Source organism: Sphaerochaeta sp., assembly GCA_022482495.1.
Taxonomy (GTDB): domain Bacteria; phylum Spirochaetota; class Spirochaetia; order Sphaerochaetales; family Sphaerochaetaceae; genus RUG023.
Genome location: JAKVPA010000007.1, coordinates 28,975 through 53,163, shown reverse-complemented (window position 1 = coordinate 53,163; position 24,189 = coordinate 28,975). Strand labels below are relative to the sequence as shown.

21 protein-coding genes and 3 pseudogenes are annotated in these 24,189 nt (G+C 59.0%); 19 read left to right on the top strand and 5 right to left on the bottom strand.

All coding sequences use genetic code 11. The features are described 5' to 3' along the window. Nucleotides 1–151 precede the first annotated feature (151 nt). From purE to LKE28_08540, 13 genes and pseudogenes are all read left to right on the top strand, one after another. A complete protein-coding gene (gene purE / locus LKE28_08600) occupies nt 152–643 on the top strand; it encodes a 5-(carboxyamino)imidazole ribonucleotide mutase (protein ID MCH3908278.1) in 492 nt (163 codons plus the stop codon). 32 nt (nt 644–675) lie between these two features. After that, nucleotides 676–1,386 carry a phosphoribosylaminoimidazolesuccinocarboxamide synthase gene (locus LKE28_08595; protein MCH3908277.1) on the top strand — a complete coding sequence of 237 codons (711 nt, stop codon included), beginning with the start codon at nt 676–678 and terminating at the stop codon, nt 1,384–1,386. A 2-nt stretch (nt 1,387–1,388) separates the two neighbouring features. Next, on the top strand, nt 1,389–1,661 hold the full coding sequence (locus tag LKE28_08590) for a hypothetical protein (protein MCH3908276.1): 273 nt from the start codon (nt 1,389–1,391) through the stop codon (nt 1,659–1,661). Further along, a pseudogene (locus LKE28_08585) lies at nt 1,613–1,765 on the top strand (class II glutamine amidotransferase). The gene LKE28_08590 and the pseudogene LKE28_08585 overlap by 49 nt, the downstream one beginning before the upstream one ends. Nucleotides 1,766–1,859: 94 nt before the next feature. Beyond that, the gene (locus LKE28_08580) at nt 1,860–2,819 is read left to right on the top strand and encodes an amidophosphoribosyltransferase (GenBank protein MCH3908275.1); all 960 of its coding nucleotides are present in this window, start codon (nt 1,860–1,862) and stop codon (nt 2,817–2,819) included. Beyond that, a pseudogene (purM, locus tag LKE28_08575) lies at nt 2,809–3,844 on the top strand (phosphoribosylformylglycinamidine cyclo-ligase). The gene LKE28_08580 and the pseudogene purM overlap by 11 nt, the downstream one beginning before the upstream one ends. Then, the gene (gene purN / locus LKE28_08570) at nt 3,838–4,425 is read left to right on the top strand and encodes a phosphoribosylglycinamide formyltransferase (GenBank protein MCH3908274.1); all 588 of its coding nucleotides are present in this window, start codon (nt 3,838–3,840) and stop codon (nt 4,423–4,425) included. The pseudogene purM and the gene purN overlap by 7 nt, the downstream one beginning before the upstream one ends. Then, complete coding sequence (locus tag LKE28_08565) at nt 4,422–4,733, top strand: IMP cyclohydrolase (protein MCH3908273.1); 312 nt, start codon at nt 4,422–4,424, stop codon at nt 4,731–4,733. The genes purN and LKE28_08565 overlap by 4 nt, the downstream gene beginning before the upstream one ends. Further along, nucleotides 4,669–5,118 carry an IMP cyclohydrolase gene (locus LKE28_08560; GenBank protein ID MCH3908272.1) on the top strand — a complete coding sequence of 150 codons (450 nt, stop codon included), beginning with the start codon at nt 4,669–4,671 and terminating at the stop codon, nt 5,116–5,118. Before LKE28_08565 ends, LKE28_08560 begins: the two co-directional genes overlap by 65 nt. Then, complete coding sequence (locus LKE28_08555) at nt 5,118–6,296, top strand: phosphoribosylaminoimidazolecarboxamide formyltransferase (protein MCH3908271.1); 1,179 nt, start codon at nt 5,118–5,120, stop codon at nt 6,294–6,296. Before LKE28_08560 ends, LKE28_08555 begins: the two co-directional genes overlap by 1 nt. A gap of 10 nt (nt 6,297–6,306) precedes the next feature. After that, nucleotides 6,307–7,560: a phosphoribosylamine--glycine ligase gene (gene purD / locus LKE28_08550; protein MCH3908270.1), complete on the top strand. Its 1,254-nt coding sequence runs from the start codon at nt 6,307–6,309 to the stop codon at nt 7,558–7,560. Nucleotides 7,561–7,869: 309 nt separating this feature from the next. After that, nucleotides 7,870–8,742 carry a hypothetical protein gene (locus LKE28_08545; GenBank protein MCH3908269.1) on the top strand — a complete coding sequence of 291 codons (873 nt, stop codon included), beginning with the start codon at nt 7,870–7,872 and terminating at the stop codon, nt 8,740–8,742. Beyond that, nucleotides 8,714–11,197 (top strand): phosphoribosylformylglycinamidine synthase, encoded by a 2,484-nt coding sequence (locus LKE28_08540; GenBank protein ID MCH3908268.1) that lies wholly within the window; start codon nt 8,714–8,716, stop codon nt 11,195–11,197. Before LKE28_08545 ends, LKE28_08540 begins: the two co-directional genes overlap by 29 nt. A 161-nt stretch (nt 11,198–11,358) precedes the next feature. Here the strand turns inward: LKE28_08540 and LKE28_08535 are convergent, their stop codons facing one another. The 4 genes from LKE28_08535 to LKE28_08520 all read right to left on the bottom strand — a co-directional run bounded on the left by LKE28_08535 (nt 11,359) and on the right by LKE28_08520 (nt 14,979). Then, the gene (locus LKE28_08535; GenBank protein ID MCH3908267.1) at nt 11,359–12,495 is read right to left on the bottom strand and encodes a sodium ion-translocating decarboxylase subunit beta; all 1,137 of its coding nucleotides are present in this window, start codon (nt 12,493–12,495) and stop codon (nt 11,359–11,361) included. Between the two features lie 9 nt (nt 12,496–12,504). Continuing rightward, on the bottom strand, nt 12,505–13,932 hold the full coding sequence (locus LKE28_08530; protein ID MCH3908266.1) for a TRAP transporter large permease: 1,428 nt from the start codon (nt 13,930–13,932) through the stop codon (nt 12,505–12,507). Next, a complete protein-coding gene (locus tag LKE28_08525; protein ID MCH3908265.1) occupies nt 13,929–14,576 on the bottom strand; it encodes a TRAP transporter small permease in 648 nt (215 codons plus the stop codon). Before LKE28_08525 ends, LKE28_08530 begins: the two co-directional genes overlap by 4 nt. A 67-nt stretch (nt 14,577–14,643) precedes the next feature. After that, the gene (locus LKE28_08520) at nt 14,644–14,979 is read right to left on the bottom strand and encodes a hypothetical protein (GenBank protein MCH3908264.1); all 336 of its coding nucleotides are present in this window, start codon (nt 14,977–14,979) and stop codon (nt 14,644–14,646) included. A 218-nt stretch (nt 14,980–15,197) separates the two neighbouring features. Here LKE28_08520 and LKE28_08515 point away from each other — a divergent pair, with 218 nt between their 5' ends. The 6 genes from LKE28_08515 to LKE28_08490 all read left to right on the top strand — a co-directional run bounded on the left by LKE28_08515 (nt 15,198) and on the right by LKE28_08490 (nt 22,052). Further along, entirely contained in the window at nt 15,198–15,794 is a 597-nt protein-coding gene (locus tag LKE28_08515) for a zinc dependent phospholipase C family protein (GenBank protein ID MCH3908263.1), read from the top strand. A gap of 257 nt (nt 15,795–16,051) precedes the next feature. Beyond that, complete coding sequence (locus tag LKE28_08510) at nt 16,052–16,456, top strand: nitroreductase family protein (GenBank protein MCH3908262.1); 405 nt, start codon at nt 16,052–16,054, stop codon at nt 16,454–16,456. 77 nt (nt 16,457–16,533) lie between these two features. Further along, the gene (locus LKE28_08505) at nt 16,534–17,445 is read left to right on the top strand and encodes a ribokinase (protein ID MCH3908261.1); all 912 of its coding nucleotides are present in this window, start codon (nt 16,534–16,536) and stop codon (nt 17,443–17,445) included. A gap of 267 nt (nt 17,446–17,712) precedes the next feature. Beyond that, nucleotides 17,713–18,996, top strand: a complete 1,284-nt coding sequence (locus LKE28_08500; protein MCH3908260.1) for a hypothetical protein — start codon at nt 17,713–17,715, stop codon at nt 18,994–18,996. A 25-nt stretch (nt 18,997–19,021) separates the two neighbouring features. Next, nucleotides 19,022–20,260, top strand: coding sequence for a hypothetical protein (locus LKE28_08495; protein MCH3908259.1), 1,239 nt, complete (start codon nt 19,022–19,024; stop codon nt 20,258–20,260). A 148-nt stretch (nt 20,261–20,408) separates the two neighbouring features. Further along, nucleotides 20,409–22,052 carry a Na+/H+ antiporter NhaC family protein gene (locus tag LKE28_08490; protein MCH3908258.1) on the top strand — a complete coding sequence of 548 codons (1,644 nt, stop codon included), beginning with the start codon at nt 20,409–20,411 and terminating at the stop codon, nt 22,050–22,052. Here the strand turns inward: LKE28_08490 and LKE28_08485 are convergent. Continuing rightward, a pseudogene (locus LKE28_08485) lies at nt 22,015–24,166 on the bottom strand (DUF4954 family protein). The gene LKE28_08490 and the pseudogene LKE28_08485 overlap by 38 nt on opposite strands. Nucleotides 24,167–24,189: the final 23 nt, after the last annotated feature.

Below are 24,189 nucleotides of genomic sequence, written 5' to 3'. Positions count from 1 at the left end.
GGGGCGTCCCGGCGGACGCCCTTTTCTCTTGCCTTGTTTGTTGCAGAGCTGTTGCAAAGTTACGATGTTTTCTGTGTTTTTGTTGCAAAACTGCTTGTCACGCAACAGCACTTCCCGGTAGGATGGTGGCATCAACACACCACGAGGAAGTATGAAAACCATCGCCATTGTCATGGGGAGCGCCAGTGATCTTTCCGTTGCACGGAAGGCCGCGGATGTCCTGGACTCGTTGGGAATCCCGTTCACCGTACAGGTATACAGCGCCCATCGCACACCGGATGAGGCCATCGCGTTCGCCCGCACCGCCGTTGAAAAAGGTGTGGGGGTGATCATCGCCTGTGCCGGTATGGCGGCGCACCTTGCCGGCGTGATCGCCGCAAACACCATTCTTCCGGTGATCGGCGTGCCCATCTCCGCCAGCCTTGGGGGGATTGACGCGCTGCTTTCCACCGTCCAGATGCCCAGCGGCATCCCGGTGGCCACCGTAGCGGTGGATGGCGCCAAGAACGCAGCATACCTTGCCGCTGAGATTCTGGCCCTTGGCGAGCCGGATCTTACCGCAAAGCTCACCACGGAGCGCAGCCGGATGAAGGCTGCGGTGCTCCAGGAAAACGCAACCGTAGAACAGGGTTTCCGCTCGTAACGGAAACCCTGTTTGCATATGAGGGGGTAGTGATGCAGAAAAACCAGCAGTTGTATGAAGGGAAGGCGAAGAAAGTATTTGCCACGGACGATCCGAATCTGGTGATCATCCAGTACAAGGATGACGCGACGGCGTTCAACGGCCTGAAGAAAGGGACGATCGCCGGCAAAGGGGTGGTGAACAACAAGGTGAGCAACCATTTGATGGAGCTCCTCTCCGACAAAGGGATCCCCACCCATGTGGTCAAGCAGCTCTCTGATCGGGAGACGCTGTGCAAGAAGGTGTCCATCGTGCCGCTTGAGGTGATCGTCCGCAACATCGCCGCCGGCTCGCTGTCCAAGCGGCTGGGGCTTGCCGAAGGGACGAAGCTTTCCCGGACGGTGCTGGAGTATTCCTACAAGAACGACGAGCTGGGGGATCCGATGGTCAACCAGTACCACATCGCCGCAATGAATCTGGCCACTCCCGCAGAACTGGAGACCATCGCCACGTACAGTTTCCGGATCAACGAGATTCTTTCCCAGTATCTCGCCGGGGTGGGGATCCAGCTGGTCGATTTCAAGCTGGAGTTTGGCCGGCTTCCCGACGGGACGATCATTCTGGCCGACGAGATTTCCCCGGACACCTGCCGGTTTTGGGACGCAAAGACGGGCAAGAAGCTGGACAAAGACCGGTTCCGCAGGGACATGGGTGGCGTGGAGGAAGCGTACGACGAGGTGCTTCTGCGCCTGATGGGAGCCTAATCATGGCGGAACTCCACGAGGAGTGCGGGGTATTCGGCATGTGGCTTCCCGCCCAGGGGGATGTGGCGGACAAGGCGTACTACGCCCTGTACGCCCTGCAGCACCGTGGTCAGGAAGGATGTGGCATCGCGGTGAACCGGGATGGGGCCATCACGACGCACAAGGGCCTGGGCCTGGTCCACGATGTCTTCGACCAGAGGTCTCTGAAAGGCTCGGACAAGGTTCGATGGCGGTGGCCCACGCCCGCTACGGTACGACGGGTAGCGGGAAACTGAGCAATGTCCAGCCGCTGGTGGTGGACCATCTGAAGGGCTCGCTGGTACTGGCCCACAACGGGAACCTGACCAATGACGCCATGCTGCGGCGCAGTCTGGAGCTGGAAGGCTCGATCTTCCACACGACCAGCGACAGCGAGGTGATCGCCTACATCCTCACCCGGAGCAGGCTTCACCACCCCGACGATCGAGGAAGCGATGGAAAAGACGATGCAGGTGATCAAGGGGGCGTACTCCTTGGTCATCATGACCCGTTCCTCCCTGCTTGCCGTCCGGGATCCCTTTGGATTCCGGCCGCTGTGCATCGGCACGCTTCCCGAAGGCGGGTACGTCTTCGCGTCGGAAAGCTGCGCGCTGGATGCCGTGGGGGCCACGTTCCTCCGGGATGTGGAGCCGGGGGAGATCGTATCGGTGCGGGATGGGAAGCTTTCGTCGCATCGGACGTTCTGCGGTACCAAGCCGAAGCGTCTCTGTGTGTTTGAGTTGATCTACTTCGCCCGTCCGGACTCCTTGGTGGACGGCATTTCGGTGCATATTGCACGGCTCCGCGCCGGTGCGTTTCTGGCCCTGGAGCATCCCGCCCAGGCCGATGTGGTCATCGGGGTGCCGGACAGCGGCATCGACGCGGCCATCGGATACAGCCGACAGAGCGGCATTCCGTACGGCATCGGATTCATCAAGAACAAGTACATCGGCCGGACGTTCATCCAGCCGGGGCAGGGCAACCGGGAGGACCAGGTGCGCATCAAGCTCAACCCGGTCTCCTCGACGGTCAAAGGCAAGCGGGTCGTGTTGATCGACGATTCCATCGTCCGTGGGACGACCAGCCGGCGGATCGTCCGGCTGCTTCGGGATGCCGGGGCGAAGGAAGTGCACTTCCGTTCTTCCGCGCCGAAGTTCCTCCATCCGTGCTATTTCGGCACGGACATCGACTCCTCCAGCCAGCTGTTCGCCTACCGGTACTCCGACGAACAGATGCGGCGCCTGCTGGATGTGGACTCGTTGGGGTTCCTCTCCGTGGAGAACGTGACGAAACTGAGTGATCATCCGGATGTCGGAGGATTCTGTACGGCCTGTTTCAGCGGGGATTATCCGGTTTCCCCGGAGACTCCGCTGGGCAAGGACCGGTTGGCCGAGGGGGCGAGCGATGAACAATGAAAGCCACAGTGACAGCTATCGGGACAGCGGGGTGGACATCACCCGGGGCTACCAGGCTGTCGAGTTGATCAAGCGGCATGCCGCGTCGACGATGATTCCCGGATGCCTGTCCGGCATCGGGGATTTCTCCGGGTTGTTTGAGCTGGATGAAACGATCCGGCATCCGGTGCTGGTAAGCGGCACCGATGGGGTGGGGACCAAGCTGAAGCTCGCGTTTCTGATGGACAGGCACGATACGGTGGGCATCGACTGCGTGGCCATGTGTGTCAACGACGTGATCACCTGCGGCGCCAAGCCGTTGTTCTTTCTGGACTACATCGCCTTGGGACATCTGGATCCCCTGAAGGTCGAGGCGATCGTCAAGGGAGTGGCCGAAGGGTGCCGGCAGGCCGGATGCGCACTGGTCGGCGGGGAGACGGCGGAAATGCCGGGCTTCTATCCTCCCGATGAATATGATCTTGCGGGTTTCTCCGTCGGCGTGGTGGAGAAGGGGAAGCTGTTTGACCGGAGTACCATGCAGGCCGGGGATGTGGTCATCGGCTTCCCGTCCAGCGGCGTCCATTCCAACGGGTTCTCCCTGGTGCGCAAGGTCTTTGGGCTGGATGCTCATCCTGAAGCGGTAAAGAAGCAGTATCCGGAACTGGGGGGCAGGACGCTTGGGGAGGTGCTGCTCACCCCGACGGTGATCTACGTCAAGCCGCTGTTGGAGCTCGCCTCTCAGGGTGACCGTCAAGGCCGCCGCCCATATTACCGGTGGAGGGTTCCAGGAGAACATGCCCCGGTGCCTGCCGGAGGGAAAGCGGATCCGTATCCGGGAAAAGGATGTGAGGATTCCACCGATCTTCCCGTTGATCCAACGGGTGGGGAACGTTTCGGAACGGGATATGTTCAACACGTTCAACATGGGGGTGGGGATGATCGTCATCGTCGCCAAACAGGATGCCGAGGCGGCGCTTTCCGTCGTTCCGGGATCCTATCGGCTGGGGGAGATCGTCGACGGGGAGAAGGGGGTCGAGCTGTGGTGAAGCGGATCGTCGTCCTCTGCTCCGGAGGCGGCACCAATTTGCAGGCGCTGTTGGACGCCGAGAAACACGGGGTTCTTGCCCATGGTCGGATCGTCAAGGTGATCGCCGACCGCCCGGACGCTTTTGCGTTGGTCAGGGCCAAGGACCATGGCGTTCCCGCCCAGGTGGTTGCCAGAAAAGGAAAACGGCAGGAGACGTTCGAGCGTCTGTTGCTTGAAGCGGTGGGGGATGCCGACCTGGTGATCCTGGCCGGCTTCCTGTCCATCCTCAGTCCGGCGTTCGTATCACACTTTCCTCACCGTATGATCAACGTGCATCCGTCGTTGATTCCCAGTTTTTGCGGGAAAGGCTATTATGGGCTCATCGTCCACCAGGCGGTTCTGGCCCGCGGGGTCAAGGTGACCGGAGCGACGGTGCACTTCGTCAATGAGATTCCCGATGGCGGGGAGATCATCGCCCAGAAGGCGGTTGAGGTACAGGACGGGGATACGCCGGAGATCCTACAGAAGCGAGTGATGGAACAGGCGGAGTGGGTGCTGCTGCCACGGGCGGCGGAACAGGTATGCAGGGGTATGGCATGAACGAACTGGAAACATTGTTGCAGGGGAACCGGTATCCCGGTCGGGGGATTCTGGTCGGACAAACCGAAGAGGGCGAACCACTGTTCGCCTATTTCATCATGGGACGGTCGGCGCAGAGCCGAAACCGGGTGTTTCGGGCCGAGGGTCCCGACCTGTTCACCCGGCCGTATGATCCGGCGCTGGTTTCCGATCCCAGCCTGATCATCTACCGGGCGGTTGCGTCGGTGGGGCCACGATGTGGTGGTGACCAACGGGGATCAGACGGACACCATCGTCCAGGGGCTGGAGGCGGGTTCGTCGTTTTCTGAGGCGTTGCGGACGCGGCGGTACGAGCCGGACGCTCCCCATTACACGCCGCGTATCAGCGCCGTGCTCCATCTGGATCCGGTCTTTTCCTATGAGATTTCCATCCTCAGGAAGAAGGATGATCAGTGCGACCGGCCGTCCTGGAGCTATACGCCCCAGCCGGGAGTGGCCCATCTGATCCACACCTATGACCATGATGGATCTCCGCTTCCGTCGTTCTCCGGAGAGCCCCGGGAATGCCGGGTGCATGGGGACGCTTCTGGGATCGCCACGGGGCTGTGGGACGCGCTGGATCGGGACAACCGGATCTCGCTGGTGGTTCGGACGATCGACCGGTCGTCTTCTTCGTTTCGTCAGATCATCTGCAATGCACGGGAGGGAATGTGATGCAAAGCCTTGGATTGAAGTATGGATGCAACCCGAACCAGAGCCCGGCTCGGATTTTCATGGAAAACGGGGATCTTCCCCTGACGGTGCTCTCCGGTAGGCCGGGGTACATCAACCTGCTGGACGCATTGAACGGTTGGCAGCTGGTCTCCCAGCTGAAGGCGGCAACCGGACTGCCCGCAGCCACTTCGTTCAAGCATGTCAGTCCCGCCGGGGCTGCCGTGGCCGTTGGGCTGGACGAGAAGGAACGGAAGATGTACTTCATTCCCGCAAAGACGGAGCTCTCCCCGCTGGCCGTGGCGTATACCCGTGCCCGTGGGGCCGACCGGATGTCCAGCTTCGGGGACTTTGTCGCCCTTTCCGATGTGTGCGACCTGTCCACGGCGAAGTGCATCAAGCGTGAGGTGTCCGATGGCGTCATCGCCCCGGGGTATGACGAGGATGCGTTGGCGCTGCTCAAAGAAAAGAAAAATGGGGCGTACACCGTTCTTGCCATCGATCCCGCCTACCAGCCCGATCCCATCGAGCGCCGCCAAGTGTTCGGCATCTGGTTCGAGCAGAAGCGCAACGACGTGGTGCTGGACGAGTCGGTGCTCACTCCGGTGGTCACCATGGCCAAGGATATCCCCGAGGCGTCCAAACGCGATCTGATCGTCGCCATGATCGCCCTGAAGTATACCCAGTCCAACTCGGTCTGCTACGCCAAACACGGCCAGACCATCGGAGTGGGGGCGGGTCAGCAGAGCAGGATCCACTGCACCCGGCTTTCCGGTGTCAAGGCGGACTTGTGGCATCTGCGCCAGAGCGAAGAGGTGCTTTCCCTGCCGTTCCTTCCTTCCCTTTCCCGTAACGAGAAGGACAACGCGGTGGAGCAGTACCTGGCTGATGAGCCGGAGACTCGGTTGGATGAAGGGGATGCGTGGAAGGCGTATTTCTCCGTGTTGCCCGAGCCGATGAGCCACCAGCGGAAGGTGGAGTATCTGTCCCATGTGCGGGGCGTGGCGCTTGCCAGCGACGCGTTCTTCCCATTCCGGGACAACATCGACCGGGCGGCCCGGAGCGGCGTGGACTACATCGTCCAGCCGGGCGGATCGCTGCGGGACGAGGATGTGGTCAAGGCGTGTGATGAGCATCATATCGTGATGGTCTGCAACAAGATCCGGTTGTTCCATCACTGAGGAGGTTGCCGTGGATGTCCTGGTGGTCGGTGGAGGCGGACGGGAGAGCGCGCTTTGTTGGGCGCTGAAACGTAGCAAGGATGTCGGGCGGGTGTACTGCGCTCCCGGGAACGGAGGCATCGAAGAGAGCGTTCCCATCGGGGTGATGGATTTTCCCGCCTTGGTTGATTTCGCCCGGAGCCACCAGATCGGTTTCGTGGTGGTCGGACCGGACAATCCCCTGGCTTCCGGTCTTGTTGATGTGATGGAAGACGCAGGCTTTCCCTGTTTCGGTCCGGACCGGAAGGCGGCCAGGATTGAGGCAAGCAAGGCGTTCGCCAAGAATCTGATGTGGAAATACCACATCCCCACCGCATCCTATGAAATCTTCACCGATCTTCCCAAAGCGCTGGCGTACGTACAAAAGGCTCCGCTTCCCTTGGTCATCAAGGCGGACGGGCTGGCGCTTGGCAAGGGTGTGGTGATCGCCCAGAGCAGGGAAGGGGCGGAGCAAGCCGTCCGACGGGCCATGGAAGATGGGGCGTTCGGAGAGAGTGGGAAAACCTTGGTCATCGAAGAGTTTCTTACCGGACCGGAGGTGTCCGTCCTGTCGTTCACCGACGGAAAGACCATCGTGCCGATGGTCTCCTCGATGGACCACAAACGGGTCGGGGACGGGGATGTCGGCCCGAACACCGGCGGGATGGGGGCGGTGGCGCCCAATCCCTGGTACACCCCACAGGTGGCCGACCAGGCGATGAGAACGATTTTCCTTCCCACGGTGGAAGCGATGCGAAGCGAAGGCTGTCCGTTCAAAGGGTGCCTGTACTTTGGTCTGATGCTCACCCCCGATGGTCCGAAGGTCATCGAGTACAACTGCCGTTTCGGGGATCCGGAAGCGCAGGTGGTGCTTCCCCTGCTGGAGAGTGACCTGCTCTCCGTGATGGAGAAGGTACGCTCAGGCTCACTGAAGAGCAAAGATGTGCGTTTCTCCACCCAGGCGGCCTGTTCTGTTGTGCTCTGCAGTGGCGGATATCCTGGCTCGTATCAGGGGGGCAGGGAGATCACCATCGGGGAAACGGATGGGGCGCTGTTGTTCCATGCCGGGACGAAGAAGGTGGGTGGAAAGCTTTTGACCAGTGGCGGTCGGGTGATGGATGTGACGGCAACCGCGCCGACGCTCAGAGAAGCCATTACCGCGGCCTACCGGGCCGCGGAAAAGGTTTCGTTCGAAGGACGGTATCTGCGCCAGGACATTGGTCGCCGGGCGCTGTTGGGGGAATGATGGTCCGACGGGTGTTTGTGGAGAAGAGGCCGGAGTTCCGGCAGGCGGAGGCATCCCTCAGGAAGACATCGTTTCGTTCCTGGGAGTCTCTCGGCTGACCGGGCTGCGGATGGTCAAACGGTACGATGTGCAGGGGTTGGATGAGGACGATGTTCCTCCAGGCTGCGCAGAAGGTGTTTTCCGAGCCGCAGGTCGACCTCTGGTCACAGCAGATGCCCTCCATCTCCGGTGCGGTGGTGTTTGCCGTGGAGGCGTTGCCCGGTCAGTTCGATCAACGGTCCGACTCTGCAGGAGTGCTGCATTCAGCTGATGAGCCAGGGAGAGCGGCCGGTGGTGAAAAGCGCCCTGCTGTACTACCTGTACGGGACGCTCTCCGAAGCGGATGTCGCGCGCATCAAGGCGTATGTGATCAACCCGGTGGACAGCAGGGAAGCCTCCATGGATCTTCCCACAACGCTTGCCACGGAGCAGAACGCCGTGGCGGCCGAACCGGTCCTTCATGGGTTTGTGGACAGCCAGGACCTGGATGCCGAGCGGAAGCGATGGAGCCTTGCCATGGATGACGCCGACCTGTCCTGCGTCCGGGACTATTTCCGTTCCGTCCGGCGCGATCCCACGGCGACGGAGATGCGGGTCATCGACACGTACTGGTCCGACCACTGCCGGCACACCACGTTCTCCACCCATCTGGATGAGGTTGAGATCGAGGATTCCCAGGCGAAGGCGGCGTGGGAGGAATACCAGACGGTCCGAAACGAACTTCACCGTACGTCTCCGGTGACATTGATGGACATCGCCACCATCGGGGCGAAAGCGTTGAAGAAACGGGGCTTGCTCACCACGCTGGATGAGAGTCCGGAGATCAACGCGTGCACGGTGAAGGTGGTGGTGGACGGGGCGCCGTGGCTGCTTCTCTTCAAGAATGAAACACACAACCATCCGACGGAGATCGAGCCGTTCGGCGGGGCTGCGACCTGCATCGGCGGGGCGATCAGGGACCCCCTCTCCGGCAGGGCATACGTCTACCAGGCGATGCGGATCTCCGGGTGCGGAGACCCGCGGGAACCGGTGGAAGCGACGCTTCCCGGCCGGATTCCCCAGCACAAACTGGCCGTCACCGCGGCCCAGGGGCTACAGTTCGTACGGCAATCAGGTGGGGCTTGCCACCGGTCTGGTGGATGAGCTGTACCATCCCGATTACCGCGCCAAACATCTGGAGCTGGGTGCGGTCATCGGAGCGGTTCCCGCCGACCATGTGGTCAGGGTGGAGCCCCAGGCGGGAGACGTGGTGCTTCTTGTGGGAGGAAGGACCGGACGGGACGGGTGCGGTGGGGCCACCGGCTCATCCAAGCGGCACGATGGCAGTTCGCTGCAGCAGTGCGGGGCGGAGGTGCAGAAAGGCAACGCTCCAGAGGAGCGGAAGATCCAGCGGCTTTTCCGTGATCCCCAGGTCAGCCGGATGATCAAGCGGTGCAACGATTTTGGTGCCGGCGGGGTGTCCGTTGCCATCGGGGAGCTTGCCGATGGGCTTGAGATCGACCTGGACAAGGTGCCGGTGAAGTACCAGGGCCTCAGCGGGACGGAACTGGCCATCAGCGAGAGCCAGGAACGGATGGCTGTGGTGGTGGATGCCCAAAACGTGCATCGCTTCCGCGCGTTGGCGGCTCGGGAGAATCTGGAGGCGACGGCTGTTGCCGTCGTCACCGACAGCCAGCGTCTGGTGATGCATAAGGGTGGACAGGTCATCGTGGATATCGCCCGTTCGTTCCTGGACAGCCATGGTGCGGTGAAGCATGCCGTGGTGAAGATTCCCATGCCCAACGCAATGACTTCTTCGGTGAATTCTCCTTCCAACCAGGCGGTGCTGCAACTTCTTTCCCGCCTGGATGTCTGTTCCAAACAGGGATTGTCCGAACGGTTTGATTCCACCATCGGCGCCGGTACGGTGTTGATGCCGTTCGGCGGTCGGCGGCAGAAGACGCCGGCCCAGGTGATGTGCGCCCTGCTTCCCACGTCGGGACGGACCAATGCCTGTTCGGTGATGGCCTGGGGCGGGGATCCCGCCTTGACCAAGCGGAATCCATTCCTGGGTGGCCGTATGGCGGTGATCCAGAGCCTTTCCAAGCTGGTCGCCGCGGGGTGCGATATTTCCGGCGCGTGGCTCAGCCTGCAGGAGTTCTTCGGAAAGCCTGATGCGCCGGAGAAATGGGGCGCGGTCACTTCGGCGCTGCTGGGAGCGTTCTCCGCCCAACTGTCCTTCGGGGTGGGGGCCATCGGCGGGAAGGATTCGATGAGCGGAACGTTCGGTTCGATGGACGTGCCTCCGACGGTGGTCAGCTTCGCCGTGGCGATGCATGACGCCCGGAATGTGGTGCTGGATCATTTCCAGCAGGCAGGCCACCAGATCGTCCTCTGTGAGCGTGAGGATCTTCCCGGGATGTATCGGGAAATCCATCAGTTGATGGAACAGGGGGAGGTGTACAGCGCCCGGGCGTTGGGCTCGGGCGGGCTTGCCGAAGCGCTGTGCGTGATGGCCTTTGGCAATGCCATCGGCGTGGAAGTGACTACCGAAGCGGATTTGTTCCCCCCCCGGTATGGGGCGTTGGTGTTGGAATTGGATGCTTCCGTCGATTCCGTGTTTCCGGTGATCGGGACTACGACCACCGCATACCGGCTAACCGGCTGGGGGATCGACCTTGACCTCAGGGAAGCCGAGCGGGCATGGGAAGGGGCGCTGGAACCTATCTATCCACGCATGGCGGACAAGGGTGCCGAACCGGTGGAGACCATCACCAGTCCGAAGCGGTGCGTGTGCACCCATGCGCCTGAGGCCTCTGTCCGTCCCACCGTGGTGATCCCTGTCTTTCCCGGGACGAACTGCGAGATGGATCTCTTCAAGGCGCTTTCCGAGGCGGGGTTCCGTCCCAAGGTGTTGGTGGTCCGGAACCTGGATAAGAGGGCGGTGGAGCAAAGCGCCCAAATCTTCGCCAAGGCGTTGGCGGACAGCCAGATGCTGTTCATCCCCGGAGGGTTCTCTGGTGGCGATGAGCCGGATGGGTCGGGGAAATTCATCGCTTCGTTCCTCCGCAATCCTGAGATTTCCGAACAGGTCAGTCGCCTGTTGGATCAACGGGGGGGGCTGGTCGGGGGTATCTGCAACGGGTTCCAGGCGTTGGTCAAGCTGGGGTTGCTGCCCTACGGGAGAATCTGCGATGTGACGGAGAAGAGTCCGACGTTGACGTTCAATCCCATCGGGCGCCACCAGTCCATGCTGGTCCGTACCCGGGTGTGCTCGGTGCTCTCCCCGTGGCTTTCCGAAAAACGGGTCGGACAGGTGGATCTGCTTCCCATCAGCCATGGGGAAGGGAGGTTCGTCGCCCCTCGGTCGGTATTGGAGGAGTTGCAAAAGAATGGGCAGATCGCCACGCAGTATGTGAGCGAAGACGGGGAGGCGACGATGCATCTTCCGGACAATCCCAATGGGTCGCTCTGGGCGATCGAAGGGATCACCAGCCCGGATGGAAGGGTGTTCGGCCGGATGGCGCACAGCGAGCGGTACGGAACCAACCTGTACCGCAATACGCCGTATCGTCCGGATGACGCCTTGTTCCGAGGGGCGTACCGGTATTTTCGGTAAGCAAAGTGGGCGCCCCAATGGGACGCCCGTTCCGTTCAGTCTTTGTGATGATGCCCCATCACTTTGATGGCGGCGAGGATCAACAGCATGACGACGAAGATTGCCGCCATGCCTTCTCCCATCAATATCAGGGATGCGTGTACCGTATCCATATGTGCCTCCTAGAGGAATCGGGGAACCAACGAGAGGATGACGCCTCCGGCGACGACCGAGCCGATCTGTCCGGCTACGTTGGCCGCCACGGCGTGCATCAACAGGTGGTTCTGTGAATCTTCCTTCAACCCCATTTTCTGGATGACCCGCGCCGACATCGGGAAGGCGGAGATTCCCGCCGCCCCGACCATCGGGTTGATCTTGTTCTTGGTGAACAGGTTGAGGAACTTGGCGAACAGGCATCCGGCCATCGTGTCGAACACGAACGCCAGCAAGCCCAGGGCGAGGATCATCACCGTCTGCAGGTTGACGAACGCTTCCGCTTTCATCGTACTGGCGATGGTCAGTCCCAACAGCAGCGTGATGCTGTTGGAGAACGCGTGCTGGGCGGTGTCGGAGAGCGAGTCAAGCACTCCGCATTCCCTGAGCAGGTTCCCGAACATCAGCATGCCGACCAGACTGATGGACGATGGGGCCACATAGCCGGCGATCATCGTGACGATGATGGGGAACAGAACCCGGGCCGTCTTGGAGACGGACTGAGGATTGTACGGCATACGGATGCGCCGTTCATTCTTCGTCGTCACCAGTTTGATGGCCATCGGCTGGATGATCGGCACCAAAGCCATGTACGAGTAGGCCGCCACGGCGATCGGGCCGACGTAGGCGCTGTGCAGTACCTGACTGACCAGAATGGCCGTCGGGCCGTCCGCCGCTCCGATGATGCCGATGGACGCGGCGTCGGAAAGGGAGAAGCCCCACAGTGCGGCACAGGTGATGGTGGCGAAGATGCCGAACTGGGCGGCCGCGCCGAAGAGGATCAACTTCGGGTTGGATAGAAGCGGTCCGAAGTCGATCATCGCGCCGATGCCGATGAACAGAAGGAGCGGCATCGCCTCAGACGCATGGATGCCCACCTTGAACAACCAGTCCAGGATTCCTTCCACCGGGCCCAGTCCGGCAATCGTCTGGGTGACGGCGCCGGAGAGTGGGATGTTGACCAGAATGGCCCCGAAGCCCATCGGCAGCAGCAGAGCCGGCTCGACGTTCTTCTTGATGGCCAGGAAGATCAGAATACATCCGACGGCGTACATGACAAGGTCCCCGCCTGTCGTCGCCTGGATGCCTTCAAGCAAAAATCGCATATCCCCTCCTTATACGGAACCGAACAGTTCCATCGGAATCCACGTGGTGAAGCCGGGAACGAAGGTGACGACCATCAAGGCGAACACCATCGTTCCGAACAGTCCCAACGTCGCTTTGCTGGTCTTCTCCAGACTGGTGTGCCCGACGGCGCATCCGACGAATAGTGCCGTGCCCACCGGAGGCGTGCACAGCCCGATGGCCAGGTTGAAGATCAACATGATGCCGAAGTGCACCGGGTTCATGTGGATGATCGGTCCGGTGACCACCGGCAAGAGGATCGGCGTCATGATCATGATAAGCGGGGCCATATCCATAAAGCAACCCAGCACCAGGAGCATCAGGTTGATGATCAGCAGCAGCAGCGTCCGGTTGTCCGTCAGGGTCAACAGGCCGTTGGTGATCATCTCCGGGATGCGGAGCGAGGTCATCATGAAGGCGAACGCCTTGGCTGTGGCGATCAACGAGAGTACGGTGGCCAATGTTTTCAATGAGTTCTTCAGCACCTGAGGGAAATGGCTGATCCGGTCAGAGCGGAGGATGAAGTAGGTAAGGACGAAGGCGTAGACGCACGCCACGGCCGCTGATTCCGTCGCGGTGAAGATGCCGGCTCCGACTCCTACCAGGATGATCACCATGATCAGCATGGGGAGCACCGAGTTGATGACGATGCCCATCCGTTTGCCTACCGTGCAGGTGAACTTCGGGTTGGCAAGGATCCGCCAGCTTTCCGGATCCGGGGTGTTGGACCATTTGGTGCCCGCCGGACTCTTTCGGATGCGGACCCATCGGACGGAATCATTCGGTCCGATGACCTCCCCCTTGGGGAAGTTGTATTTTTTCCCGGCGAAGTAGCAGTACACCATGAAGCAGAATCCCAGCCAGAGGCCGGGGAGAATGCCTCCCATGAACATGTGGGCGATGGAGACGCCGCCTCCGGCTGCCAGCGCGTAGATGACCATGTTGTGGCTGGGAGGGATCAACACGCCTTGGCAGGCGGTGGTGACGGTCAGTCCCACGGTGAACTCCGGGTTGTATCCTTGTTTGACCATCAACGGGATGACGACCGACCCCAGTGAGGATACGTCGGCGACCGCCGAGCCTGAGATGCCGCCGAAGAAGGTGGAATCCAGGACGTTGACGTAGGCCAGGCCTCCGCGGAACCGGCCGACGATCAGGTTGGCCAGGTCGACGATCCGGTCGGAGATTTTGCCGGCGCTCATGATCTCACCCATCAGGATGAAGAACGGGATGGCCAGCAGGGAGAAGTTGCTCACCCCATCCAGCATCGGGGAGAGCAGGGTGGCGATGTTCAGTCCGCTGAGGGCTGCCGCAGCCACGGTGGCGATCAACATGGCGAAGGTCACCGGGATGTGGAGGAACATCAGAAGGAAGAAGCCGCCCATCAACACCAGTGCGGAAAGTCCGGTAATGCTCATGTGGAGGCCTCCTGGTTTTTCTGTTCTTTGACCAGCGCGACGTAATCCGTTTCCTGTTCGCTGTACAGCAGGTCATCCTTCTTCAGGACGCCGGAGAGGAACAGGATCGAGTCAAAGGTGATGAGAAATCCCGCCAGGGGCACAGGCAGGTACTGGATCCAGACCGGCCATCCGGTCATGGGAAGCGTTCCTGGCAGACCCGCCATCTTGATCATCCGCGCTCCTCCATACAGCAGCATGTACAGCCCGCAGAAGAGTATGGCGCTGTCGGAGAACTTGTCGAACCACCACTTGCCTTTGGGACCGCAGAGATTGTAGATGACGTTCACCGAGATATGGATGTGGTCCCGCACCCCGATGGCGCAGGCCAGGAAGGCGAAAAGGGTGACCAGCAGGCGGGGTACTTCCTCCGCCCAGCCGATGCCGGTGTTGAAGAAATAGCGAAGAATGACGGTCATGAAGACGATGGCCACCATCATGGCCAGGGCGATCTCCGCCACGTACAGCATGATCTTGTGCGCCCAGTGGTTGATGACCCTGAGCCATTCGGGAAAGCGTTCCTTTCCCGTACAATGCACGGTATCCGGCACCAGATGGTTCGCAACGAGCCATCGGGAGAACCGGGCCTCTCTTGAAGTTTGCATGAATTGTTTCCTTATGCCGAAATGATGGATACGGACAGACGTATCCCTTCCAAGCCAAAAAAGAGCGTCAGGAAACGATGGAGGTAGGGGAACGTATGGACCCGCTCTCCTGCCGGTACAGCGTATGATCCGTCACCAACGCGATGGTACGGCGGGAACGGGATTTTTCTTGCGCGATCCGACCAGTGTGGGGAAGAATCGCGTGGATTACCGTGGCGAAATGGCAGGATGTCTGGCGTGGGGTCGTCTGGGTGGAGGGCACGGTGAATTCCACCGGTCCGTTCTGGACGGCGATGGAGATCAGGATGTCTTGTTGGGGCGTCTCCGCTTTCTTCGTGGTGTTGCCCGCAAAGATAGTCGCTGAGAGAAGCACACAGAGCAGTACGACGAAGCCACGTTTCATATGCATCCCACCATCGTCATCATAGCCAGCAAGGCGTTGGTTTGTGAAGACGGAAGATTTTGTGAAAGCAAGGAAAAATCACAAAAGAGTGCACGTCTCCTTTCATGAAAAATGAATGAAATTCATCACCAAAGGGCAAAAATGACATGACAAAACATCGTGATTGTTGTTTACATGAAACAGGAAATTCCGCTATAAAGAGCAGGAGGGGTTCGACGATGAAAATGCTCTGTCATTGGGCTCTTGGCCGGTACCTCGCATCATGGTTCATGCGGGATCAATCCCCCTTGCGCCGATTCTTCTTCAAATTGGGTTCCATCGAACCTGATTACAATCCCGTCACCTATCTGAGAGGCTTCAAGACGGTTGAACGGTTCCGTGGCCACAACTACCGCAATGTATGCGGTACCATCCAACATCTGACGTTCAATCTGCTGTACACCGGGGAGAGCGACATCAAGACGTTCTACTATCTGGGAAAGCTCTGCCATTACACGACGGACGCGTTCACCTATCCCCACAACGTCACCTTCACCGGGACGATCCGTGAGCATATGCGCTACGAGAAGCGTCTGAAGTGGTATTTCATCCGTCTGCTTCTGCAGAATCCCACCCCTCCGGAAATCCATCCATACACCGGAACGTTGTTCGATATGATCGAGCACGCCCACCAGCAATACCTCAAGGTGAATCCGAGCAAGGAGAACGATGCGGCGTTCACGTTGCAGACCGTTTCCAACGTCGTGCAGGAGTTCACCGAGTTGTTCGCCCGGCAGGCCATGTGGCTGGGAAGCGTGCCTGGTACGGCCGATTGATGGATGCTCGCCCCAAAATATGCTATCTTGGGTGAGAATGAGGTATATAACATGGCTAATCATACATTAAATCAGGCGATGGAAGCTCGTCGCTCCATCTATGCGATCGGAAAAGACATCTCTGTCTCCCAGAAAGAGATCCAAGGGGTCATCGAACATGCGCTTGACCTATGTGCCTTCGGCGTTCAACGGGCAGAGCCCTCGTATCGTGCTGCTGTTCGGTGAAGGCCCACGACAGGCTGTGGGGTGACATCGTGATGGAAACCCTTCGCAAGATTGTTCCGGCGGAGCATTTCAGCCAGACGGAAGAGAAGATCAACGCGTTCAAGGCCGGGTACGGCACGGCGTTGTTCTTTGAGGATACGGCGGTCACCCAGAATCTGATGGATCAGTTCGCCCTGTACAAGGACAACTTCCCCGTTTGGGCGCAGCAGGCCAACGGCATGTTGCAGTACGCCATCTGGATCGGTCTTGCCAACATTGGCTTGGGCGCTTCCCTGCAGCACTACAATCCCTTGATCGACGACCAGGTGAAGCGGACATGGAAGGTTCCCGGCTCCTGGAAGCTGCTGGCGCAGATGCCGTTTGGTCAGCCGCATGAAACGGCCGAGCCGAAGGACAAGCTGCCGATGTCCGAGCGTCTGGAAGTATTCTCCAAATAAGCGGATAACACGACAACGAACAAGATAATCCGAAACGGAGGGTGCACGCCCTCCGTTTTTCGTGCTACACTCGTGGCATGAAAATCCTCAATATCGGGTCGTTGAATGTGGATCACACCTATGCGGTGGATGCGTTCCTCAAGCCGGGGGAGACCAAGTCTTCGTTGGGTCTCCATGTTTTCTGTGGCGGAAAAGGGTTGAACCAGAGCATCGCCGCCGCCAAAGCGGGGTGCGAGGTGTACCATGCCGGATTCTTCGGCGAGGGGTCGGAGATGCTCCGCGACGCATTGGTGGAAAGCGGTGTGGATGTCTCGTTGATGGAGACTTCACCGGTGACCTGCGGGCATACCATCATCGAAGTCGACCACAACGGACAGAACTGCATCCTTTTGTATGGGGGTTCCAACAAGGCGCTTACCACTGCATACATTGATTCCGCCGTTTCCCATTTCGGGCCGGATGACGTGCTTTTGCTGCAGAACGAGGTCAACCTGGTGGGCTACGCCATGGAGGCTGCCCACAAGAGGGGAATGCGGATCGCGTTCAATGCCGCTCCGATGGATGAAGAAGTGAAGGGTTATCCGCTGGATTTGGTCGACTGGCTGTTCGTCAACGAGGTGGAGGGGGCCGCCCTCAGCGGGAAACAGTCGTTCCCGGATATCCTCGCGGAACTCAGACGGAAGTATCCCCGCACCACCATCGTGCTGACGTTGGGGAAGCAGGGGCTGCTCTACCAGGATGGGGACGGGGTGATCCAGATGGGGACGTACCTGGACGCGCCGGTGGTGGACACCACGGCGGCGGGGGATACGTTCATCGGGTTCTTCCTGGCCGGTGTCGCCAAGAAAGAGCCGGTGAAGGATTGCCTCTCCTTCGCTACGGCGGCAAGTAGCGTCTGTATCGGACGCCCGGGAGCTTCTCCTTCCATCCCGTATGCCAGGGAAGTGGAGCAGGCGCTCTCCAATGGGTCGTTGGGAAGGATTCGATAAAGCTACATCTGTATCAATAAAACTTCACAATTTCTTTTTTTATGTGAAAAAGGGGAAGAATGATGGGGGAATCCTCGACATTTCGAGCTTCCTCGTATAGGATTGTGTACGAGGGCGTCCGCCTTCTCTCATCGAAACGTCTCATAGAAGGAGTGGTTTATGAGAAAACGGATACTGGTTTCCCTTCTTGGGATTGCATGCGCCGCAGGGTTGTTCGTTTCCTGTGATAGTGATTTTCGAACCAAACTTTCCTCTTTCATGGGAGGAATGTCCACCAACATTTACGAAGAAAATGGCCTGGTCCCCAGCACGGTGGATACCGCCAGTGTTGATGCGGTGGCGAGTGTGGCGACATCCGCGACTTCAACAAGTACTGGAGCGAGTGAATCGGTCTCTGCAACGGTAACCATTGGTTCAGGTGCGACTGCCCTCTCGGTAACCACAACCGCGACAACCTACCTTGCCCCGCAAACCGATACCACGACATTGACCAATAACCTCAGCTCTGCGCTGGCGGATGAAAGTTCTACTGCGGCATTGAAGGCGTCGCTGAGTACTGCGGTAGAGGATGAGAATACACAAGCAGCGGTAAATGGAACGATCCTGGTGGTCAATGATACCATTGCGGCAATTCAGGATTCCCTTTCTACCTCTGGAATGGATGAAGCCACACAAAGAGTTGTTTCCTCTTTGTTGTCTTCCATGGCACTGAACACTGTTCCAGATGGCGAAATGACCCAAGGCGATGTGGTGGTTGCCCAAGCGATGAGCAATCTGATCGCTGAGGCTGCTTCCACGTTGACCAGTGTGGATGTTTCGGATTCCGCGTCCATCCAGGCTGCGTTGGATCTGATCGACCAGGCGACGACGGTGGCCAAAGCAACGGCGGCGTTGAGCAGCACCAACAGTGATTTCATGTCGGGAGTCAATCTGGGTGATCTGATTGCGGGATTCACCTCTTCCCGTTCTGCGGGAAGAAGCAGGGGAACGGTTTCCCTCACGGATGCATCCTCTTACATCTCCACCATCAACGCCATCGCGCCGAAGATCTTCTCCGCGATGGGAGTGAAGAAGACGGAAGGAGTTTATTCTATCACAGAAGATGTGTGGGATGCTTTTGTCGCCCGCCAATCCCAGTATCGTGCGGCGATGCAGTTGGGGATGGCTCCCATTGATATCTACGGTTTGTCTACGTTAAAGGGCAAAGGATTTGATGAAGATACATTGGGCATTGACGCCAATACGTTGGTGACGTATCTGCTGTCAGTGGTGTTTACGGAAGCAAATTCGTTGTATGGAAATGATGCCTATACCACCGTGACAACCTTCTTGAGTAACAATCCCAAGTTGGTAAGTGGGACGTTGACGGCAAGTGATGCGATCGTCTATCCGGAGTTGCCGACGGTGGATGAAGAGGCCAAGACGCGCCTCAAAGCCGCCCTGGGCGTAGCTCGCTCCATGAATTCGGTGGGTATCGGAATCTCACAGGTCGGTGAGTATCTGACTGATGATCTGATCGATGATTTGTTCTCCTCCGGTTCTGATGAGTAACGGGGGACACAGAAGGAGCAAGAAAATGATGAAAAAAACCGTATTGATTGGTATCTTGTTGGTCTCCGTGGTGGGTATGGCATTCGCTGCTTCTACAGCGGGAGATGCGAATACCTATCAACCTTCCGTGTTGGCCTACGCATTAACCGCAGAGCCGTATGCGGCAACCAGTGTAAGGACAACCGGACTTGGTGGCGCGTCGCTGGGGATGGAAGGGTATTCAGACAGTTTCCTGTCCAACCCGGCGAACCTTGGGACGATGAAGTTCAAACTTTCCTTGCCGACGGTAACCGTCACGATGTTCAACGTGAAGAATCTGTTGGAAGGTGATTTCTTCGATGACCTGCAGACCTACATGGCCAGTAATGACAGCAATGATTTGACATCGGTGGTCAATGATTTGTTGATGACGCTCTCCAACGGACAGAACGAAGTGGAGCGCATCGACGCTGGGTTCAATCTCGCAGCAGGTCCCATGGGACTTGCGGTCCAGGCACAGCAACGGTTGTTCGGCTACCTTCCCGGTTCCAGTTACACCGGCGGTAGTTATGTTGCTCAGGTGACGGCGGCGGTGACGTTGGGCTTCGGATATCGGATTCCAATCGGGGACATGTTCTCCGTGGATCTTGGGGCAAGCGGGCAGTTCGTGTACCGGATGTATTCTGAGAAGCTCAAGGCAGGGGATTTTACCGATCTTGCCATGGGGAACAAAGACTACATGACTGACATCCCGTTGGTCGCAGGCTATGCGTTCCCCATCAAGGCAGGGGTCAATGTCAACATGCCGTTTGGTTTCAAGGTCAGTGCCGTAGGTCGGAACTTCAACGGGAAGTTCACCTATACGGTGTATGACAACCTGCAGTCTTATGTTGATAATTTCAGTCCAGAAGTTCTCTATACGGCAGGGGCGAAGAACTACACCTACGACGATGGTTATGCCTTTGATGCGGGTCTGACATGGAAACCGCCTCTTGGAGGACTGGGGAATTTCTTGCAGCCGACGTTGACGGTGGATGTGCTGGATCTTGGTGGCATTGACGCTGATGCGAGTCCGTTCTGGTATCATGTGTACGCCGGGGTGCAGGCAAGGGTGCTTTCGTTCCTTGACCTCCGCTACGGCATCGCCCAGGGGTATCAGTCCATCGGCGTCGGGTTCGACCTGTTGATCTTCCACATCGACGCGTCGTACTGGAGACAGCAGTATACGGGAAGCACGAAGAGTGTTGATGCGCTTTCCGTCCGCTTCTCACTTGGCACGACGTAAGGTTTTCGTGCATTGATCTTGGTTCCGGTCGGGCTTTCGGGTCTGACCGGTTTTTTCTTTGTTATTCCGGTAACAATTCTGTTCGTTTTTTTCTGTACGCCTGGCGTTTTCTATGGTAAGGTAACGGAGGAAATCACGAGAGGTACCTATGGAAACGTTTGGAGCCTGGGGGCTGTTGCCTCCGATCCTGACGATCACGCTGGCGTTTGTGACCAAGGATGTGATCGTCTCGTTGTTTTTGGGCATTTTCAGCGGCGCGTTGATCGTCGCCGGGGGAAATCCATTCACTGCAGTGGTCAATCTGACCGATCTGCTTGCCTGTTCCCTGAACGATGGGTGGAACATCAGAATCTTCCTGTTCTGCGCGTTGCTGGGCGGATTGGTGGGCATGCTGTCCCGGACGGGAAGCGCGCGTGCCTTCGGCCGGTGGGCGGCGAAGAGGCTGCACACCCAGCGCTCGTCCCTGTTGATGGCATGGCTGTTCGGCATCGTCATCTTCATCGATGACTACTTCAACAGTCTGGCGGTGGGGACGGTGATGCGTCCCATTACCGACAAGAACAAGGTCCCCCGGGCGGAACTGGCCTATGTCCTGGACAGTACGGCCGCTCCGGTCTGTATCCTGGCTCCGGTCTCCTCCTGGGTGGTCACCGTGATGTCCATCGTCAAGGGAAGCGATGGATTCTCCCAGTTGGGGGTCAGCGAGCTGACGTTCTTCATCAAATCCATTCCGTACAACCTGTACGCGTTGTTGACGTTGATCATGGTGCTGGTCATCATCCTCACCGGACGCAACTATGGGCCGATGGCCAAGAGTGTCGCCTACGCCAAGGAGATGGGGAAGCTGTACAACGATTCCTATGGCCCGGCTCCCGGGGAAGTGGAAATCCTGGGGGATGGGAACGTGGCGAAAGCCCGTTCGTTTGACATGTTGTTTCCCATCATTTTGTTGATCATCACGGCGGTGACGCTGTTTCCGCTGACCACGTGGATGCAGGCTCGTGACGGAGTAGCGATCCTCACCATCGCCCAAGCGCGGGCGACGATGACGCTGGGGGAGGCGTTCAACCGGACGGACGCGTCCTACGCCCTGTTCTACGCCGTGGTCATCACGCTGGCCGTGACGTACATCTACTATCTCATCCGGGGCCTGTTCTCACTGAAGGAGGCGTCGGACGCCATCATTGAGGGTATCAAGAGCATGGTTCCCGCCTTGATCATCCTCACCATGGCATGGACCATCGGGACGATCATCAAGAGCAGTCCGGAAGATGGCGGACTTGCGTTGGGCAAATGGCTCTCCGGCGTGGTGGTCGGGGGAGGCTTCCCCAGTGCGCTGGTGCCGGTGATTTCGGTAGGACTGTCCGCGTTGATCGCCTTCTCCACCGGTACGTCCTGGGGAACGTTCGCCATCATGATCCCCATCGTCATGCCCATCGCCATCGGGCTGGCACAGGCCAAAGGCCTGGATGGAAACGGAGTGCTGAACGCCACGTTGATCGCCGTCGGGGCGGTGCTTTCCGGCGCCGTCTTTGGCGACCACGCTTCTCCGATCTCCGATACGACGATCCTCTCCTCAACCGGTGCGGGATGTCCTCATCTGGAGCACGTGAAGACGCAGATGCCGTATGCCGTCACCGTCTTCGTGTGCGCCATCGTCGGCTTTCTGTTCGCCGGCATCACGCAGAGCGACGTGGTGGCGTGGATCGCCACGCTGGTCGTCTTTGCACTGGCAATGGTGTTCCTGCCTCGGCTTACGAACGCTGGCGGACCGTCTCCATCTGGGAAATGAGCCGCTCGGACATTTTCTTGCTTTCCCTGACGAACGGGTTGTCGTTGACTGAGCCAAGCACCTCATCCCGTTCCGCCGTGGTGGCGTAGGTGACCATCCGGAACGGGTTCTGGTAATCCTTGTCCTTGGTCAGGAACACCTGTTCTTCGATGGTCGCCCGGCACTGGGGAAGCTGGCCGCACAGGCGATCCCAATCCGCTGTCTCCAAATGCTCCTTGCCGATGAGGGTGCGGAGCACGGTGATGGCGTTGCGGGCCTTGTCTGCGGGATAGGAGGCGTGCCACGCCTCGTAGCGGCGGTGCAGATCATCCCACGTGGTGATGGTTCCCTTGCGGATCTCTTCTTTCGCGGTCTCCAGCTTGTCATTTGGAACCAGTTGTCCGCCGACATTGGTCCATCCGGCCACCTCTGATGGCGTCATTGCGTCATAGGCGGAAAAGCTTTCCTGCCGGGGGGCCAGGTACTCGGAGAGGGTCTTCATGCCGTAGTAGGCCAGCATGGTGCGGTAGGCGCGCCATCCTTCCTGCACTTTGATGATCCTGACCGGGGTGGAGGAGCATTCCATTCCTTCCCCGTATACGGAGAGCTGGTCCACGTGGCTGTCCGGATCATTGAGGAGTTCGGTTCCTTTTTCCGTGGGATTGAGGACCGGGAATATCCATCTGTTCCCCCCATGCCTTTCCGGTCCATCGGGCCAGAAGTTCCAGCGCGTTCTGGATCTCCCCGACGGTATCCGGGGCGAGATATTCCGTTTCGTAGAACAGCCGTGGGTGTTTCCGTTTGTCCCGGGCGATGTACTTCCAGCTGTTGCGCTCCAGGGCGTACAGGTTGTACATCCACCAGTAGGCCGGCATGACCAGCCGTTCGTCCCGTGTGGTGTCCGAAGAGAGCAGAGAGAAGGGAAGCGGGATGGACAGCTCGTGGGGGTAGTTGCCTTTGGTGATCAACGTGAAGGAGGCGAACGTGCAATCGTACTTCAGCGTGCTGGACAGGGCGGGCCAGAAGCCGCGGCCCGCCACCAGCTCGCCGTCTGCGCCCCGGGAGTTGTGGTTGCTGCCGATGTTGGCGCCGGCTGCCATGTTGGACTGGCCTTTGATGCAGGCGGCGATAAGGAACGAGTTGTTGTGGTGCTGCTCATGGCCGGGGAAGATCAGATTGGAGAGCATCTCGCAGCAACTGACGGTGGAGTTGTCCCCCAGTACCGAGTTGAGCAGCCGGGCACCGTACTTCAGCGTGCAGTGGTCCCCCAGCACGAACCGCACCGCCTTGCACCCGTAGAATACATGGGAGCCGTAGCCGATGATGCCGTTGACCAGTTCGATCCCTTCCCCCAGCTGGGTGGCCTCGTCATCCCGGGAGAGGATGGTCAGGTTCTTCAGCTTGTTTGCGCCTTTGATGTAACAGGACGGGCCGATGGCAACGTCCTTGATGATCCTGGTTCCTTTGATCACCGCGCCGTCGCCCACCGTGCCGTACCAGCCGCGGTGAAGGTCGGAAGAGCGGTCCGTCATCTTCTGGAACGACGCCATCAACGGAAGGTCGTCCCGGTATTTGGCCCACAGCCACGCGTCGGAGGTCGTCATCGAGACGAATGGGCGGATGTCCCGTCCTTCCGCCTCGTTCATCACGCTGATGGTGATCCGCACCGATTCCTCTTCCCCTTCCTTGACGATGCCGACGCCGAACTTGGCGTGGTCGGTCGTCTGCATCTCCGAGACGTCGTGGATGATCACCTGGTTTCCGATGATGTAGTGGGAGAGGTAGCGGCAGTGGGAGATGGCAGAGTGCGCGCCGATGTCCGAGGCGATGACCAGCGAGTCGGTGATGCCCTCGGGGATGGCCAGGTCGTGGTACTGGAGGAGCGCCTGTTCCATCGGGCCGAGCCGGACCAGCCCGTAGAACGTCGAGGAGGTGATGCACGCCGGGTCGAACGGGTCGGTGACCAGGAAGTCATTCCAATCCGGGCACTGGTTTCCACGCTGGATGAGGATGGTTTGTTCCTTTGCGGTGAGATGGCGCCATGGACGAGCCGTTACCTGAGTATCACGAAAGCGATACTCATCCTCCGGGAGAAAATCATATCCAAAACGATGTATGGGTTTGCGGGTTGTCATGCAACCAGCTTATCAGAAGAGTT